At 48.1% G+C, this 15396-nt stretch carries 16 protein-coding genes and 1 pseudogene; 8 read left to right on the forward strand and 9 right to left on the reverse strand.

The window, feature by feature from the left end:
• Positions 1 to 197: 197 nt before the first annotated feature.
• From IYN85_RS15880 to IYN85_RS15905, 6 genes are all read left to right on the forward strand, one after another.
• Complete coding sequence (locus IYN85_RS15880) at positions 198 to 767, forward strand: diguanylate cyclase (RefSeq protein WP_196159902.1); 570 nt, start codon at positions 198 to 200, stop codon at positions 765 to 767.
• On the forward strand, positions 764 to 1870 hold the full coding sequence (locus IYN85_RS15885; RefSeq protein WP_196159903.1) for a beta-ketoacyl-ACP synthase III: 1107 nt from the start codon (positions 764 to 766) through the stop codon (positions 1868 to 1870). Before IYN85_RS15880 ends, IYN85_RS15885 begins: the two co-directional genes overlap by 4 nt.
• Positions 1867 to 2556 (forward strand): iron-containing redox enzyme family protein, encoded by a 690-nt coding sequence (locus IYN85_RS15890; RefSeq protein WP_196159904.1) that lies wholly within the window; start codon positions 1867 to 1869, stop codon positions 2554 to 2556. The genes IYN85_RS15885 and IYN85_RS15890 overlap by 4 nt, the downstream gene beginning before the upstream one ends.
• Positions 2549 to 3370, forward strand: coding sequence for a hypothetical protein (locus IYN85_RS15895; protein WP_196159905.1), 822 nt, complete (start codon positions 2549 to 2551; stop codon positions 3368 to 3370). The genes IYN85_RS15890 and IYN85_RS15895 overlap by 8 nt, the downstream gene beginning before the upstream one ends.
• The gene (locus IYN85_RS15900; protein ID WP_196159906.1) at positions 3367 to 4254 is read left to right on the forward strand and encodes an AraC family transcriptional regulator; all 888 of its coding nucleotides are present in this window, start codon (positions 3367 to 3369) and stop codon (positions 4252 to 4254) included. Before IYN85_RS15895 ends, IYN85_RS15900 begins: the two co-directional genes overlap by 4 nt.
• A 128-nt stretch (positions 4255 to 4382) precedes the next feature.
• Positions 4383 to 5051 carry a DUF4386 domain-containing protein gene (locus tag IYN85_RS15905; RefSeq protein WP_196159907.1) on the forward strand — a complete coding sequence of 223 codons (669 nt, stop codon included), beginning with the start codon at positions 4383 to 4385 and terminating at the stop codon, positions 5049 to 5051.
• Between the two features lie 86 nt (positions 5052 to 5137).
• Here IYN85_RS15905 and IYN85_RS15910 read toward each other — a convergent pair whose 3' ends face one another.
• Positions 5138 to 5605, reverse strand: coding sequence for a hypothetical protein (locus tag IYN85_RS15910; RefSeq protein WP_196159908.1), 468 nt, complete (start codon positions 5603 to 5605; stop codon positions 5138 to 5140).
• A gap of 291 nt (positions 5606 to 5896) precedes the next feature.
• On the opposite strand from IYN85_RS15910, the gene IYN85_RS15915 reads away from it, so the two are divergent.
• Entirely contained in the window at positions 5897 to 7189 is a 1293-nt protein-coding gene (locus IYN85_RS15915; RefSeq protein ID WP_196159909.1) for a cystathionine gamma-synthase family protein, read from the forward strand.
• A gap of 307 nt (positions 7190 to 7496) precedes the next feature.
• On the opposite strand, the gene IYN85_RS15920 is transcribed toward IYN85_RS15915, so the two are convergent.
• Positions 7497 to 8384, reverse strand: a complete 888-nt coding sequence (locus tag IYN85_RS15920; RefSeq protein WP_196159910.1) for a diacylglycerol kinase family protein — start codon at positions 8382 to 8384, stop codon at positions 7497 to 7499.
• A 188-nt stretch (positions 8385 to 8572) separates the two neighbouring features.
• Positions 8573 to 9418 carry an AraC family transcriptional regulator gene (locus IYN85_RS26455; protein ID WP_196159911.1) on the reverse strand — a complete coding sequence of 282 codons (846 nt, stop codon included), beginning with the start codon at positions 9416 to 9418 and terminating at the stop codon, positions 8573 to 8575.
• Between the two features lie 128 nt (positions 9419 to 9546).
• Between IYN85_RS26455 and IYN85_RS15930 the strand changes: the two genes are divergently transcribed.
• Complete coding sequence (locus IYN85_RS15930; RefSeq protein WP_196159912.1) at positions 9547 to 10497, forward strand: phytanoyl-CoA dioxygenase family protein; 951 nt, start codon at positions 9547 to 9549, stop codon at positions 10495 to 10497.
• Positions 10498 to 10939: 442 nt separating this feature from the next.
• On the opposite strand, the gene IYN85_RS15935 is transcribed toward IYN85_RS15930, so the two are convergent.
• The 6 genes and pseudogenes from IYN85_RS15935 to IYN85_RS15955 all read right to left on the reverse strand — a co-directional run bounded on the left by IYN85_RS15935 (position 10940) and on the right by IYN85_RS15955 (position 15360).
• The gene (locus tag IYN85_RS15935; protein WP_196159913.1) at positions 10940 to 11476 is read right to left on the reverse strand and encodes a hypothetical protein; all 537 of its coding nucleotides are present in this window, start codon (positions 11474 to 11476) and stop codon (positions 10940 to 10942) included.
• Between the two features lie 113 nt (positions 11477 to 11589).
• Positions 11590 to 12039, reverse strand: a complete 450-nt coding sequence (locus IYN85_RS15940) for a PoNe immunity protein domain-containing protein (RefSeq protein WP_196159914.1) — start codon at positions 12037 to 12039, stop codon at positions 11590 to 11592.
• Positions 11969 to 12370 (reverse strand): PoNe immunity protein domain-containing protein, encoded by a 402-nt coding sequence (locus IYN85_RS15945; protein ID WP_196159915.1) that lies wholly within the window; start codon positions 12368 to 12370, stop codon positions 11969 to 11971. Before IYN85_RS15945 ends, IYN85_RS15940 begins: the two co-directional genes overlap by 71 nt.
• 258 nt (positions 12371 to 12628) lie before the next feature.
• The gene (locus IYN85_RS25970; RefSeq protein ID WP_230390791.1) at positions 12629 to 13036 is read right to left on the reverse strand and encodes a PoNe immunity protein domain-containing protein; all 408 of its coding nucleotides are present in this window, start codon (positions 13034 to 13036) and stop codon (positions 12629 to 12631) included.
• Between the two features lie 12 nt (positions 13037 to 13048).
• Positions 13049 to 13399: pseudogene (locus IYN85_RS26460) on the reverse strand (PoNe immunity protein domain-containing protein); the annotation flags it as partial.
• Positions 13393 to 15360: a hypothetical protein gene (locus tag IYN85_RS15955; RefSeq protein ID WP_196159917.1), complete on the reverse strand. Its 1968-nt coding sequence runs from the start codon at positions 15358 to 15360 to the stop codon at positions 13393 to 13395. The gene IYN85_RS15955 and the pseudogene IYN85_RS26460, both read right to left, overlap by 7 nt.
• Positions 15361 to 15396: the final 36 nt, after the last annotated feature.

Genomic DNA, 15396 nt, shown 5'->3' on the forward strand with positions numbered 1-15396 from the left:
TCCCACGGTCGCATTGTCTGTCATTGGGTATCATTCAGGTGGCTTTGCAAACCTGCCTAAGATGACTTGATATTCAAATTGACAGGCGCATAAATGGCGACTAATGGTATTAAATTAGTAATCTTTTTGGAAATATGTATTATCTTTGGATATTGTGAATAATCTTTGTTGTCATCCAGTGCAGAAGTGAGCGACCTATGGACACCGGCCAGTTATTGATAAATGTATTGTTGTATCTGTTTTTACCTCTGTGGGGTATTGCGGGTTTTGTTGACTGGTGTTGTCACCGGGCCACCCACATTGAGTCGACATCCGGTTTAACCGAGTCTCTTATGCATTCTGTCATGGGCATACAAGTGGGCATTCCCATTATCTTGTGCCTCACTTATCGCGTAAATGTGCTTATCCTCTTACTCTGTTTGCTTGCGTGGGCGTTGCATGAGTTCATCGCGCATATGGATGTTCACTTTGCTTCGCCGCGGCGGAAAATATCCATTTGGGAAATGCACGCTCACAGCTATTTGGCAACGTTACCGCTGTATATGCTGTCGATCATTGCCGTCATTAATTGGCCGGTGGTTATCGACTTAGTGCAATTCAATTGGGCAGGTCAGTTAACCTTAACGCGCATGGAATATGCGCACGGCTTTGATGGATATTTACCGGCCTACCTCATATTCATGGGCATTGTTTGCGTGTTTCCTTACATGGAAGAAAACTTGCGATGCTTACGATACCGGCTGAAGCATAAGGGAGTCTCAGCATGAATGTATTTATAAATAGTACCGGTCACTACTTACCTGGTGAACCGATTGATAACGACAATATTGAGCGAATTCTGGGTTTGGTGAATGGTAAACCCAGCCGTTTGAAGTCGAAAATTTTGCAAGCCAATGGTATTCGAACGCGTCACTATGCAATCGACGAATCGCATACAACGACCATATCCAACGCTCAGATGGCTGCCCAGGCGGGTGAAGACTGTTTAGCAAAAGTAGGGTTTAACAAACGCAAATTAGGAATGCTTAGTGCTGCAACCAGCCAGGGTGATTTCGTTTTACCCGGCTTTGGCAGCATGGTACAGGCGGAGCTGCAGTTACCGGATATTGAATTGCAAACGAGTCACGGTATTTGCTCTAGTTCTATGATGGCACTGAAAACCGCATACACCTTTTTAAAATCAGGCGAACACGACAGCGCATTGGTCATTGCCAGTGAACTTTCTTCGCGTCTGTTCAAGGCCAGCCGCTATGAAGCCGCAAGCAATGTCGTTGATTTTAACGCAGAGTTTTTGCGTTGGATGCTGTCCGATGGTGCCGGTGCCTTGCTGTTGGAAACTCAACCGCGCAAGAACAGTTTGCGCATCGACTGGATTCGTGGTTTTTCTCATGCGGATGCTTATCCTGTGTGTATGACCGTGGGACAACCACGTACCGGCAGCGCACAAAAAAGTTGGCAGGATTATCCAACCTATGCGGAGGCTGAAGCGGACGGCGCGTTATTGATACGTCAGGATGTGCGCCTGCTCGACAACATTGTCAAACTGGGTGTCGACGGATATCTTCGATTAATGGATGAAAAACAACTCAACGTGAATGACATTGACCATGTCTTGTGCCATTACTCTTCTGATCATTTCCGCAGCAAAATTTTCGACATGCTCGACCATGCGGGCATGATGATTCCGGAAGAGCGTTGGTATACTAATCTCTATGAACGCGGCAACACAGGATGTGCCAGCATTTTCATCATGTTGGATGAGTTTCTGCGTACACAGACCTACCATCCGGGTGAAAAAATTCTGTGCATGGTCCCGGAAAGCGGTCGATTCAATAATGTTTATATGCAACTTACGGTGGTGGAATCATGAACGGACGCAAAAAACTGTCTTCGCTGCTCGCGCAGCAATGCTTGCAGCAACTGATGCGCATCTGGTTTGAGTTTGAGCGGGATCTCGGTCGGGTACCGATCATTGCCAGACTGGAAAACGGACAATTCACTGCCGATGACTATCGCAACCTGTTGTTGCATTTACGCCAGCAGGTGATTGAAGGCGGTCGGTGGATTACGCGTTGTGCGTCCAGTTTCGAACGCGAGTATGTCGACGTCCGGAATGTGGTGATTCAACACGCCAAAGATGAACATCAGGACTATCGGGTTCTGGAAGCGGACTTCATCGCCGCCGGTGGCCAAAGCGAGCAACTCAATCAGCAGGGGCGAAACCTGGGAACGGAAGCACTCCATGCGTTTTTAATGTATCGCGCCAGCAAACCTAATCCTGTCGATTTGATTGGTGCTATGTGGATGATCGAAGGATTGGGTCAGAAAATGGCCGCCAACTGGGCTGAGAGGGTCGATGAGGTGATGGGTACCGAGACAAAGTGCACCACCTTTATGCATTATCACGCAGAAAATGACGATAACCACATCGACAAACTGTATGAAATTATGGATCGGGTTTGTCAAACAGAGCAAGACGCCGCGGCTATCTGTAAAACGGCCCGCGTCGTGGGTCGACTCTACGCATTGCAACTGGAAGAAATTGATCATGACTAAAGCTTACAGTGCCTTTTTGCATGCTGTTGCCAAAGACGATGCCATTCCGATTGATCCCGCTGCAACCGAGCTGTGGATGAAAGACCTGCATAACCCGGGTCGCTGGATTTTAAGGCCGTTATTACAGTTGTTTTTCGGCGCAATGTTGCATCTGATCTGGTTTTTTAAACGACTGCCTTTACCGCAATTCAGCGCTCACGCGCTGTTGCAAAAATTGATCTGTTGGTTTTGTACGCACTGGGTATCGATGGAGGCCAACGTTCTGATCCTGCGTCATTTTGCAACGGAATCGAATATCCTGAATTTTTTGAATGATAACGAAGACAAGCCTTCAAAGCCGATTAAGCTGTACCCGAAAACCATCGCAGACATGCTTAAGGATTCATTCGTCGAACACGATCAGGAATTATTTCGTCTGGTCGGTGCGTTCAGTTCAGCGCAAAAACGATCCGCAGTACAAGAGCTCAAATGGACTCACTGGCAACCGATTGACCATAAGACGTTTGACATTAAAGCAAAACGAACCCAGGTGATCGACTTTGAAACCGCACACGTGTTGTTTATGTGCCTGTTCTGTTTGTTGTTGAAACGTGATGAATACCGAGACGCGATTAACGGTTTCAGTCTGGATCAATCCATTGCGATTCGCGTGGGTAAACTTATTTCAGATCCATCGGTTGTGGAGTATGCCTACAACAAATACCCGCACTACCTGTTGGGCCCTTGGAATCTCACCCATCGATTTTTTATGCACGGATTCTTTACCGAGTACCTGTATGCCCGGCTGGAACTGGAGCGGCAGAACACGCAGTGAATAGTCACCTGAAGCTGATCAGCGAGCTGATAGTCCATATTGAAAATAATCTGGCGGAAGAGGTGAATGTTCTGGACTTGGCACGCCAGGTGGGGTTATCGCCGTGGCATTTTCAGCGGTTGTTTAAAAGTCTGATCGGTGATTCTCTGGGCGCCTATTTACGAGGGCGACGGTTAACAAAGGGCGCTCAACTGCTGTTGGAAACCAATCATTCCATTATTCAAATTGCGGTATCGGTTGGCTTCGGTTCACACGAATCGTTTACCCGATCGTTCAAATCTTTTTTCAAATTATCTCCTAAGCAATTTCGGTTGAGTCGGCCATCTTTTTCCCTGTATGAAAAGCCCGTACTGACCCCGGAACTGATCCATCACATTACTCAAGGCATGTCGTTATCTCCAACATTCATGACTCTGCCTGAGCAACGCATTGTGGGGTTGTCGACCGAAGTCACGTCACCGTTTACGACCATCGAACCTATATGCAATATGGTGGGGGAGACCTGGTTTAAGTTATTCGAGCGCCAAGCGCAAAATCCGATTTTATGCTCGGATGAAATGGTGGCGTTGACCATCAGTCCTTCCGGGACCTTTACTGAAGACCTTCTGCAATACTTGGCAGGTGTTCCGGTGTCGACAGAAGCGACGCTTTCACCGGATATGAGTGAGTACCTTTTACCTGAACGTCATGTCGCTGTGTTTGAGACTCAAACCAATGTTGATGCCGAAGTCGCTAAGCGAACAATCGACTATGTCTACGGCTTTTGGTTTGCGAATCAATCTGTCCAACGAGGCAATGGCATCGATTACGAATGGTTTGTGGACATCGACGATGCCATGGCCGGGAAATTCAAATCCCGATACGTCGTACCACTGCAAAATTAGGGTGTTGGTCCACAACTGGCGCGGGCTGGCCCACGCGCAGAGATCGACGAACTTTTTTAGAGGCGCCCTAGAGCACAAATTATCAAATCTCAGTCGATGACGGTCAGTATGCTTTACGAGTCCAATTAATGAGAGATTCGAATATGTTGTCCGACCGCAATACCGCACGGTGCTTTGGTGCCTTTTTTATTTTCTCTTTTTTGACCTATGGCCTTGGCTCGGGGCTGATGACCGCCTTAACGGGGGCCGACACCCCATTATCGGCTATTCATCAGCACACCAGTCAGCTGGTTTTCTCGCTCGTGTTGATGAGTGTTCTGCATACGATAGCCAATATTGCGCTGCCGATATTGATGTGGGGGCGTTTCAGTGCTGTCAGCGCCCGCTTAACTGTGGGCTATCTGGCGTTCGCTATTGCCGCTACGGTAACGTTGATCGTCGGCACCGTGCTTAATGCCATGCAAATTCCGCTGGCTGACGCCTATGCCAAAACCCCGGAAACCTGGCACCTTCAGGCTGGGCAATCACTTACCTATGGTGCTGTTGTTTGTTATCAACTGGGTATGGCCATTTGGGGTGTCGGCGGTTTGTTGATGACAGTGCTATTGTTTCGTTCGGGTTTAGTGCCTGGGTTTCTACCCATTTGGGGTGGGATCGGTTATGTGGTTTTTATAGCGGGCACTCAGCTGGAATTATTTGGCTATCCGTTAGGTGTGGTGCTGTCTATGCCCGGCGGATTGTTTGAAATCACCTTGAGTGTTTGGTTGATTGTCAAAGGATTCAAGACCACGTCCTAATGCTGGCTTCTCTGCGTCAGTCATGGTTTAAAAACGGTCATGGTTTAAAAACGGCAATACATTACTGACAGCTGTATTGCCCCACCTTATTGACTTGTCGGTGACCGGGGTGCTGGTCGCGGTGATAAGCCAAACACAAACGCCTGTGTCTTACAGCGACAACAACGCGGACCGGGAAAAACGACAGCGTCACTGAAAAACTTGTCCACGCTGGTGGTTTGAAATCGTTTTTTCCCCTGCTTGAGCGGTGCACCGCACAGCAGTGAAGTGCCGTCCCTTGCCAATAGATGCCAGTCAATCAGTCTGGCCGGTTCGCTTCGTAAAGCATCGATAATCGCTGTCTGCGCTTCCTCTATGGTATGAAATTGTACGTGCCCGACACGTTTCACGGTTACTCCGCAAATACCCTGATCCGAGCTGATGATCTCCGCCTTGATTTCATAACCAAGGTTGGAAGGCTGGATTGCCAGTGAATAAAGCTCGCCGGAGCGAATGATGGTCAGTAAGCGGGATAAATCGATTTGTTCGCCCAAACGTCCAGAGTAAAACCGCACTTTAAAACTCAAATTAACTGTATGTATGTACAGTATAGTTATTTGAATGTCGTTGAAAATATAAAAATGTAACCGAACGGTGGTTAAGTTTTTAGCCTGCCTTGTCAAGCGTGTAGAGCGTGGCGTGGCTAGCGCTGTAATGAGACCACTCCAGCCCGTAAAGCAGACGTTGCACATTGCCGGAAAAAGACAATAGCGGGATACTGTTCAGTGCTGGAGTCCATCCGCTACATTGGTCTGGATGGCCGCATCCATTGGGCCTGATAACAACAAGAACAAAAGGAACACAGCATGCCGATTTCCGGTAAGAAATATCATCGCCGTTCATTGGGCGAAAATCACGACATGAGACCTGAAACTCTGATGATGGGCTATGGCTATGACCCGTCGTTGTCTGAAGGTTCGCTCAAACCTCCCGTGTTTTTAACCTCCACTTTTGTGTTTGATAACGCACAGCACGGCAAAGAGTTCTTTGAACTCGCTTACGGCAAACGGGAGCCTAACGCAGGTGAAGAAAGCGGGCTCATCTACAGCCGGATTAACAACCCAGACCTGGAAGTGTTGGAGGACCGGTTGGCGTTGTGGGAGTCCGCCGACAAAGCGCTGTCGTTTTCCAGTGGCATGGCCGCCATTGCCACTACATTGCTGGCTCACTTGCGACCAGGGGATGTGATTGTGCATTCTGCGCCGATATACGGCGGAACCGAGTATCTGATTCGTAATATCCTGCCTGCGTATGGCATTAGCAGTGTTGAATTTGAATCCGGTATCGAGCACTACACCTTAGAGCCCGCATTAAATGAGGCACAGGGCAAAGGCAAGGTCGGAATGATTTATGTTGAAACCCCGGCCAACCCCACCAATGGCCTGGTGGATTTGCAGGAATGCGCGCGTTTGGCAGATGCATTGGCGGCGAAGCAGGGGCATCGCCCACTCATTGTGGTCGACAACACCTTTTTAGGCCCGGTTTGGCAGCAAGCACTGGCGCATGGCGCGGATATTTCCATTTACAGCCTGACGAAATATGTTGGCGGTCACAGCGATTTAATTGCAGGCAGTGCCATGGGGCGCGCTGAGGTGATGGCCCCGATTGCAGGGTTTCGTACCATTTTAGGCACCATGTGTTCCGCGCATACGTGCTGGTTGCTCATGCGCAGTTTGGAAACCTTAAAAATTCGCATGGAACGCTCCGCTGAAAACGCAAAGGTGATTGCTGAGTTTCTGCAACAGCACCCGAAGGTCGCCAAAGTGCATTACCTTGGGTTTCTTCCCAAAGGATCTGATGCCGAAGCCATCTTTAAGCGGCAATCAACGTCCGCCGGTTCTACTTTTGCGTTTGATGTTGTCGGTGGGGAAAAAGAAGCCTTTGCGCTGCTTGATAACCTTCAATTAATTAAACTGGCTGTGAGCTTGGGTGGCACCGAAAGCCTGATGGAGCATCCGTACAGCATGACGCATTCCGATGTGCCGGATGATGTAAAAAATCGGTTAGGTATGGGCGAAAGCATGGTGCGCATTTCGGTGGGCATTGAACACGTGGAGGATCTCATTGCGGATCTATCGCATGCGTTGGATTGCATGTAAGGGCATCAACAGAAAGCCTTTAAAAAAGCGCGACGGTTTGCGAAATGTAAAACAAGGAACTCAGGTCTCCGCCGGAAAAATCAGCTTCAATTTTACGGCGCTTAAGAGGCGAAAAAGATAAGGTCATGTGGTCGCATTCTGTTACGGCTTTGGTGTTGATGGTAATTGGTGTGGTGTCTTTATTATCAACATTACAAAGCCGTTTTGCTGTCTGAGATGTGATTTTGGTGAAATATTCGGGCTAGTTTAAGAACGTTCTGCATGACCGTGACATTCCTTTAACGTTAAAAGCGTCATTCTATAACGGTTATAAACAGTAAAAAGTGAGCGTTTGATTGGTCATGGCTACCGTCAGCGGCAGTTCGTCGGCCAGGTCGCCATCCAGAATGCAGGCACAACGTTTATTCGCGCGCAGATGAACTCGTTTAACCAATTGGCTGGTCACAAAGCTTTCTTCTACATGCGAGCCATTAAATAATTTGGGAAAGGTTTTCAGCAGTAAACGTCGCGTCAGCACCGGTACCGAAATCAGCTGAAACTGGCGGTCATCTAATTTAATGTTTGGTGCCATGCGCATATCGCCACCCGTGTATTGTGAGTTGCAGATATCAAGGAACAACACATCGCGTGATTCGTGTTGCCCGTCGATGGTTAATGACAACCTCAGTGACGGTAAACGAATCAGTTTGATTAGCGTCGCAATCACATAACTTAACGCACCGATTGGCCGCATTTTACTGGCCAGACGGGTGATGTCATAAACCAATCCGACACCAAAATTATTGATAAAAAAACGCCGACCACCTTCGGTGATTATCTCACCCACGTCCACCTGCTGAGTTTTTCCCTGCTTTATTGCTTCGATGGTATCCATGGGTGTTTTTATGTTCAGATCCAGTGCGAAGGAATTGCCGGTACCGTTGGGGATAAGCGCCAAGGCGAGTTCCCGATAGTCCGGGTGAGAAAGCAATGCATTCACCGTGCGGTTCAGTGTGCCATCGCCGCCAGAAATGATTAATGTATGAGCGTCGGAACCTAATACGTCCGTCAACGCGGTGTGTAAACCTTTCAGGCTGTCGACAGGGTAGGGCAGGATTGTATCGTCCAGTTCGTGCTGCAATTGCGTTATAAGCTTTTCGTTCCAGCGCCGTGAGCGATGCCCGGAAAACGTATTGAATACAACCGCGTAAGACATAATGCCCCGTCGAAAATGAGTTGATCGCCAGACTATCGCACAAAGCGTGACAGGCCGCCAAGCGCAATATTCAATAAGTTTGGCGTGTTTGATTTGCGTAGTAAAAACCTTCCCGGCAATCGGTGTGTGAGTTGATAGTGCCACCCTACGGCACACTTCACGGTAGGGTCTCCGAAAGGCCAGGATAGTCAGCTGAAAGTTTTGCGGAACTCCCTGGGCGTCATGTTTTTAAGTTCGCGGAAGGTTTTATTAAACTGCGCCAGGCTTTTGTAGCCGACGCGATCGGCGACGACCGCAATTGGCGTATGGCTGCTACTTAGCATTGAGCATGCTTGGCCAATGCGCAATCGTGCAATGTATTGGCTGGGTGTCATTCGGGTGTGTTTTTGAAACAAACGCTGAAAAGAGGATACGCTTAAATTGGCCAGGCTCGCCATGCCGCTGGCAGAAGGGGGCGAGACAAAATTAGTGTTCAGTTCCTGAATGACTTTTTCCAACCGGGGCTCGGCTGCCTGCTGCAGAAATTGCTCACACAAGCTGGCGGTGGTGTTGTCTTTCACCAGTTCCTGGAGAATCGCAATGAACATCAGCAAGCGTTCTGCGTCTGCCGCCCCAGGAAGCGCCATCATATCGGTACGGATTCTTTCGGAGGTTTGAGCGCTGAAGGCCAACGCCCCGTGCGCGCGCAGCAATAGAACCTCCAGTGATCGCCATTCCGGACATAATTCGATCAAAGAACGCAACCAGGCTTCGGTAAACCACACCACAATGGCGTGGTGTGGCGTGTCGTCATTGTCTTTCGTATTGGAATGCCAAGTGTGGGGCGTGTTCGGCCCGACCAACACCAGGTCGCCGTCACGGTAAGGCCCAATATGATCACCCACATAGCGGTATCCCTCACTGTTTAACGTCAGGGTTAACTCAAATTGCGGATGGTGGTGCCATTCAAACGGAATACCGTCATCCAATTGCCGATCCAGCCAACCCAGACTCTGAATGGGCGACTGTACGATACGTTCCAGAAAGGGGCGCACGGGTCAGATCCTTATGTGACTGTATTCTCGCAAGAATAGCATCAATTTATGCTTAAATCGCATCACTTTTTGCAGTTGTGATCCATACACTGAGCCTATTCCAACGCAGAAAGAACCGGAGAGAACCAATGCAAATGCCCGCTTATGCTCAACCCAAACACCCCGGTGCCGTGGCCGGATCGCAACCGTTAAAAGATATTCAGAAGCAACTGCCCAAACGGATAATGACCGAAGAAGACTGGACACAATGGACCCGTTTTGGCTATGTGGTGATCCGTAACCTGATCCCCAGAGATATGGTAAACGAGGTCGTGCAGGCTATTTGGGCATTTGAAGAAAAAGATGCGAATGACCCGCTAACCTGGAATCGACCGGAGCGCCGGGCGCACAAAATGCTGGAATTGAATAACACCGGTATGGTGGAAATGTATCATCACCCGGCCATGTGGCAAGTGCGCCAACACCAACGGCTGTATGACCTGTTTGTGGATATCTGGGATCGTGAAGATTTATGGGTATCCATCGACCGGGCAAATCTCAATACCCCAAACAGTGGCAACCGGCAATTGACGAACCCGAATGGGTTTATCCATTTTGACGTAGACAGCTCAGCGCGACCGTTGCCCGTTTCAGTGCAGGGAGTGCTGGCATTGAGTCAACAGGATGAGACGACCGGCGGCTTTCAATGTGTACCAGGTTTGTTTCAGGACCTGGAGTGGTGGTCTGCCCGGCAACCGGCGAACGCAAACCCCTTTCAACCGGACATCAGCGGGTACGACATTGCCCCCGTGCCTTTAAACCCCGGCGATATGCTCGTGTTCAACGCATTGTTACCCCACGGTGTTCGGCCCAATCACTCACCGGATAAAGTACGCATGGCGCAATACGTCTCAATGTTTCCCGCCCAACCGGATAACGTTGCACTGAAGTCTGAACGCATCGCATTATGGCGTAACCGGCAAGCACCCGCAGGCGATGCGTTTCCCGGCGACCCGCGCGGGTTAGAAGCAAAACAGTATGGTCCTGCGCCGCTGTCTGAGCTCGGACGAAAACTGTTGGGGTTGGATCACTGGGCTTAAAGAGAGGTGAGTTAGGTTCGGCGAAGGATAAGGTGAGGTTGCCAACGATGTGGCAACCGCACATGAGTCATTCCATAAAGCCGAAAAGTTACAACAAATGGCCGTCTGTTAGTCACAACCCGAAGGACCGGGCTTATATGGGCACCTCTAAAAAGTCCGTCGATCTCTGCGCGTTGCTAGCCCGCGCCCTACGGGGACTTAAGAACGAACTTATGGCTTTGTTGAAAATTCTTAACTTAGCCTGCTAGGTTTTCAAATTTTCGCCTAGCCCTAACCTCGTTCCTAAGCCCAGAGTCTGATGAACTTTCTAGAGGTGCCCATATGTCAAAGCGTCAGCGTTGTCACTTGTTCAGGCAGAATGCCTGCCCAAGGTGCGTTCCGCCTAATGCTATGGAAGTTGCTCACAGTCAGAAGCAGTGAATACAGTGATAACGGGCTTTAATTAACCTCTTTCGCTGAAATCGTAGTATAAAATTTCTGACCAGTTGTGAAGACCGAGGTAATGCAACGTCTCTTCAATGTCTTCAGGGTCGCTCGAGGGGTTGTTTAGAATACTTAACACGTTGTCAATCTCACTATCGAGGTAGCCAAGCGCTTTCATTAATTCAGTGGTCAAGAAGGTCGGCGCTTCATCGTAAAATTCGAAAATTTCCAACGGTTCAATAACGGCAATTTCCTGAATGTTTTCGGGTGCACTTAAGAAACTGATCGTTTCCGCGATCGGCTCTTTAAGTGGTTCAAAGGTTATTCGGTTCATGAAACTCAGCAGGCGTTGAAATCCACCATTGTAATTTCCACACAGCGCAATTTTATCGTCGGTATCCCAAATAGTTGAGGTACAGTACTGAGTATCCACTGAAACCATAATCTTATGAGAAAGTGGTATGTCGTTGGCCCATTCTGAAAGTCCTTTGAATGGTGTGATTTTCTTTCGGTCCGGTATGCTTGGCGAAGCATATAAATAGCTACAGTTTTCCATTGTATTGTCCTTATACAGTTGTTTTATGAGTCATTGAGCCAGGCTGACTTGCTGACTCGTTATTAATTTTGTCGCATATGCTCGTACGGTTTTTCAGTATCTTTCTTTGGGTTTTATCTCTCCATAGTGGCAAGTTTTAGTTGGTCCCGCTTCCAGTCAGCGAGGTCGTTCGGGTAATACATATTGTCGCGAAAATCGGTGTCATCCCAGCCTATGGCGACGGCGATGGCCGCTAATTCAAATACCCAGTAACCAGTGTGGAAGTTGTATTCGGGGTCCTTTTCTTTGTGGCTGTTGTACCAGGTAACGTCATGCTTTTTTAAACTGGGGTAATATTTTTTCAGAAACAGCTGTACTAAAACATCGCGCGCGTCTTTGTCATATACGCCCATGGCATCGCAAATGGGTTTATAAACGTCCGGGAACGCAATGTCTTGTGAAACGGGGTGTTCTGGAATAATGGCCGCAATCAAACGATCAATGAGTTTGTCCTTACCGGTGTAGGGTATGTGTTGAATGATTTTTTTCGACTTCGCTTTTTTCTGCGTTGAAGAAGTAAGCAAAGGAAAGAATCCATGTGCACTGAATGTATTGTTCTAAGATATTGTCCGGAGCTATCAAATCTGATTTTCTAGAATTAGATTCAATATAGCGAATCACATCTTTTAAAATAGTTTTCCCAATCGAAGATAGTTGAAAAGGTTCTGTTCCGAGCGTGTATGAACATATGAGGTAACTAACTCGTCGTTTAAGGATATTTCTGGTTAGGCTTTCAATGTGATCGGATTCCGTAGCTGTTTTTAGGCTAGTTAAAAAGCGATCAGGAACGGTTTTTAAGTATTCACTATAGTCTACTAAATGCTCTGTAGAAACAAAGTTTTGTCGATTTGCCATGTGATTTCCTTTTAATAGTTCGTCCAAGGTCAGGTATATATCTCAGACCTATCTTGGCATATCCCTCTACTTCGGCATCGTCAAGTGCATCGCCGTGCAATTACTTAATGATGTTCTTTGCAATCAACGTGTTGATTTTCTGCTTAAAGCCTTCTGGTTATACTTTCAGCAACGATAGCATTCGTTGGTACGCGACGAAGTATTGGCACTTCGATGCCTGTAACCAACCTCGAAGTGCCGTAAATATCGGGCGTAATACTACGGTGTTTGCAAGTTTTCTTTATTGAGTTGTTCCCGCTTCCAGTCAGCGAGGTCTTTCGGGTAATACATATTGTCGCGAAAGTTGGTGTCGTCCCAGCCTATGGCGACGGCGATGGCCGCTAATTCAAATACCCAGTAGCCAGTGTGGAAGTTGTATTCGGGGTCTTTTTCTTTGTGACCGTCGTACCAGGTGACGTCGTGCTTTTTTAAACTGGGGTAATACTTTTTCAGAAACAGCTGTACTAAAACATCGCGCGCGTCTTTGTCATATACGCCCATGGCATCGCAAATGGGTTTATAAACGTCCGGGAACGCAATGTCTTGTGAAACAGGGTGTTCTGGAATAATGGCCGCAATCAAACGATCAATGAGTTTGTCCTTACCGGTGTAGGGAATGTGTGACATGATTTTTTCGACATCGCTTCTTTCAGCGTTGAAGAAATAAGCAAAGGAAAGAATCCATGTGCACTTTATATAGTCTTCAAGTTCTCCTTCCGCTAGCGATTCCGAAGAAAAATTTACGTAATTGTAATAGTCATTTATAAGTTGCTTTGCAGCGTGTTGAATATTGTCGATTGGTTGGCCGGTGGTGTATGAACCCGCTACTACCGAATGCCCCCTTCGAATTAGTCCTCGATAAACAGTATTTTTCTGCCTTGTAGGGATGTTTTCCAAAAGTTTTTCTTCATACTTATATCTACCCTCATTTAACCGCTCAACATATCCAAACATAAGTTCAATGTTCGTATTATTCTGACGGATTACCATGTAATTTCCTCTTTAATTGATCGTCCAAGGTCAGGTATGTATCTCAGGCCTATCTTGGCATATCCCTCTAGTTCGAAATCGTCAAGTGCATCGCCGCGCAATTGATTAATGATTTTCTTCTCAATCCATTTATCACTCATCTGCTTCCCATCACTCTTGGTCCAGCCATAACTACTTTTATGGTACTTGGCTTCCATGACGATGTATTTTGGTGGTGGCCGACCGTTAAAGTACAAACCATCCACACCGTGATGTCCATAGAGTGGGTGTTTGAAACCGGGGACGGGGGTATGTCCGTCGGCAATCATGTATTCGTGTGCTTTCAGTTCTCCGAGTTCTGCTTTGGCCCGATTGGTACCTTTAGTCGTGGTGTTACTGGTGACGTAAAAGTAGCCTTCGTCCGCATTGTACGCTTTGCGCGGCCCGTCGTAGTTTGGGTTGCGTTTGGTATTGTAGCTTCCATCGGCTTGTTTAAACCAATGGTGCCCTTTCGGAGGGCTGGGTAGTGCTTGTTGGGGTGTTTTGCCTATGTGCAGTTGTTTGACCTGGCCGACGCCACCGTCCAAGCCGATATTGCTGGGTGAATTGACGGCTTTGTACAGAATCCCGTAATTCTCGGCTTGTTCACGAAGCACCTTTGAGGCGGTTAGGCGAATGGCACCTTTGGCCACGCTGATACTCGGCATTTTGTACTTGCCCGCCTCGGCATCACCGGAATACAACAATGCTCCGGTGGCCGCAGCCCCAACAAAGTACTTGTGCCGTAAAATCGCCAGAATCGCTTGCCCACCGCCGATGGCCCACTTTTCTACCGGCACAAAAAAGGTCGCGAGACCAAACAGCAGTGCGTTGGTCCACTCCAAAAACTCATTAAAAGTTTGCCGATACGGAATGAAGCCGGCATCTTTTTGTTGTTCGTACAGAAAATCCAGTCGTTCTTTCAATTCAGACTGTGTTAGCCCGAGTTTTAGCCGGTGTTCTTCTTCCTCACTCGGCTGAAAGTTGGGGCTCGCGTAAGCAAATAAACGGTACCAAGGGTCCTTAGGAATATCAGGTTCTTGTTCGACTAACTCAGTGAGTTTTTTTACGTGCAATTGAACCTGAGGGTCGTCGTATCGTTCAGCGGCAGCGCGAAATACGATGTCGGCATACAGCCAAGTGAGATCCAACAAAATAGGGTGTGAGTTCGATGTATGCGCGAGTTGGTCTTCAACCAGTTGCCAGTCTTCTTCGCTCAAGGCGTTGCCGAACTGGTGGTACACCGTCTGTTTAATATCGTCCGTGTTGGTGTATGGCGCGGCAAGAATGACATAGCTGTTGGGTAAGACCAGGCCACGTTCATCCACCGGGAGGTTTAACGCGGCAATGGCTTGTTGCAACTGAGCAACTTCCCTTGGCCTTAACACGACGTTTTGACCGGTACTGGAAGGGTAAGTGAATGAGAGCCCCGGTTCGCGATCCATCAACGGGCTGACGTCGAAGAGCTGCACGATGGGTTGTCCAAATTGAGCAATGACCTGTTCAAATAATGTAGGGTTCAGGTTCGCTGCAAAGTGATAGCTCACTTCAGTGACAGTATTGGGCAGCAGAAACCGTTTGGGGACATTAGGGGTGAGGTCATCGCCTTCATAGAGTAATTCATCGGCCTCGTCGTAAAGCCAATAGCTTAACTGCGTACCCAAGGGAAAAGGGCTGGCAGCATCATCGTAGTTGAGTTCCATCCAATTGGGTTCAGGTACGGGTTGCCACGCGATGAGTGGTGGTGGCAGTTGTGCTGTTGCATTTATCGGGTAAGAATCTTGTTCAGTGACCGACAAAAATAAGCATTGTTGCTCGGTCAGTTGAGCAAGTGCTCTGAGAGCTTTTCCAAGGTCACGACACTGAGTGAACAACGGGTTTTGGTTGCCGTTTTTCGTGGTGCTGGATGTTGACCCCGCTGTGATCAGGCACAACAAAGTCAATTCTAGTAATGCACCTTCCGCATCGGCGGCATCTTC

Origin of the sequence: Reinekea sp. G2M2-21, from assembly GCF_015687175.1 — a bacterium.
Classification (GTDB): Bacteria; Pseudomonadota; Gammaproteobacteria; order Pseudomonadales; family Natronospirillaceae; genus Reinekea.

Coding starts and splice junctions, on each gene's coding strand:
- IYN85_RS15890 (WP_196159904.1), top strand. CDS start 1,867: ATGAACGGACGCAAAAAACTGTCTTCGCTGCTCGCGCAGCAATGCTTG.
- IYN85_RS15920 (WP_196159910.1), bottom strand. CDS start 8,384: ATGTCTTACGCGGTTGTATTCAATACGTTTTCCGGGCATCGCTCACGG.
- IYN85_RS15930 (WP_196159912.1), top strand. CDS start 9,547: ATGCAAATGCCCGCTTATGCTCAACCCAAACACCCCGGTGCCGTGGCC.
- IYN85_RS15880 (WP_196159902.1), top strand. CDS start 198: ATGGACACCGGCCAGTTATTGATAAATGTATTGTTGTATCTGTTTTTA.
- IYN85_RS15945 (WP_196159915.1), bottom strand. CDS start 12,370: ATGGCAAATCGACAAAACTTTGTTTCTACAGAGCATTTAGTAGACTAT.
- IYN85_RS15885 (WP_196159903.1), top strand. CDS start 764: ATGAATGTATTTATAAATAGTACCGGTCACTACTTACCTGGTGAACCG.
- IYN85_RS15935 (WP_196159913.1), bottom strand. CDS start 11,476: ATGGAAAACTGTAGCTATTTATATGCTTCGCCAAGCATACCGGACCGA.
- IYN85_RS15905 (WP_196159907.1), top strand. CDS start 4,383: ATGAGAGATTCGAATATGTTGTCCGACCGCAATACCGCACGGTGCTTT.
- IYN85_RS15915 (WP_196159909.1), top strand. CDS start 5,897: ATGCCGATTTCCGGTAAGAAATATCATCGCCGTTCATTGGGCGAAAAT.
- IYN85_RS25970 (WP_230390791.1), bottom strand. CDS start 13,036: ATGTCACACATTCCCTACACCGGTAAGGACAAACTCATTGATCGTTTG.
- IYN85_RS15895 (WP_196159905.1), top strand. CDS start 2,549: ATGACTAAAGCTTACAGTGCCTTTTTGCATGCTGTTGCCAAAGACGAT.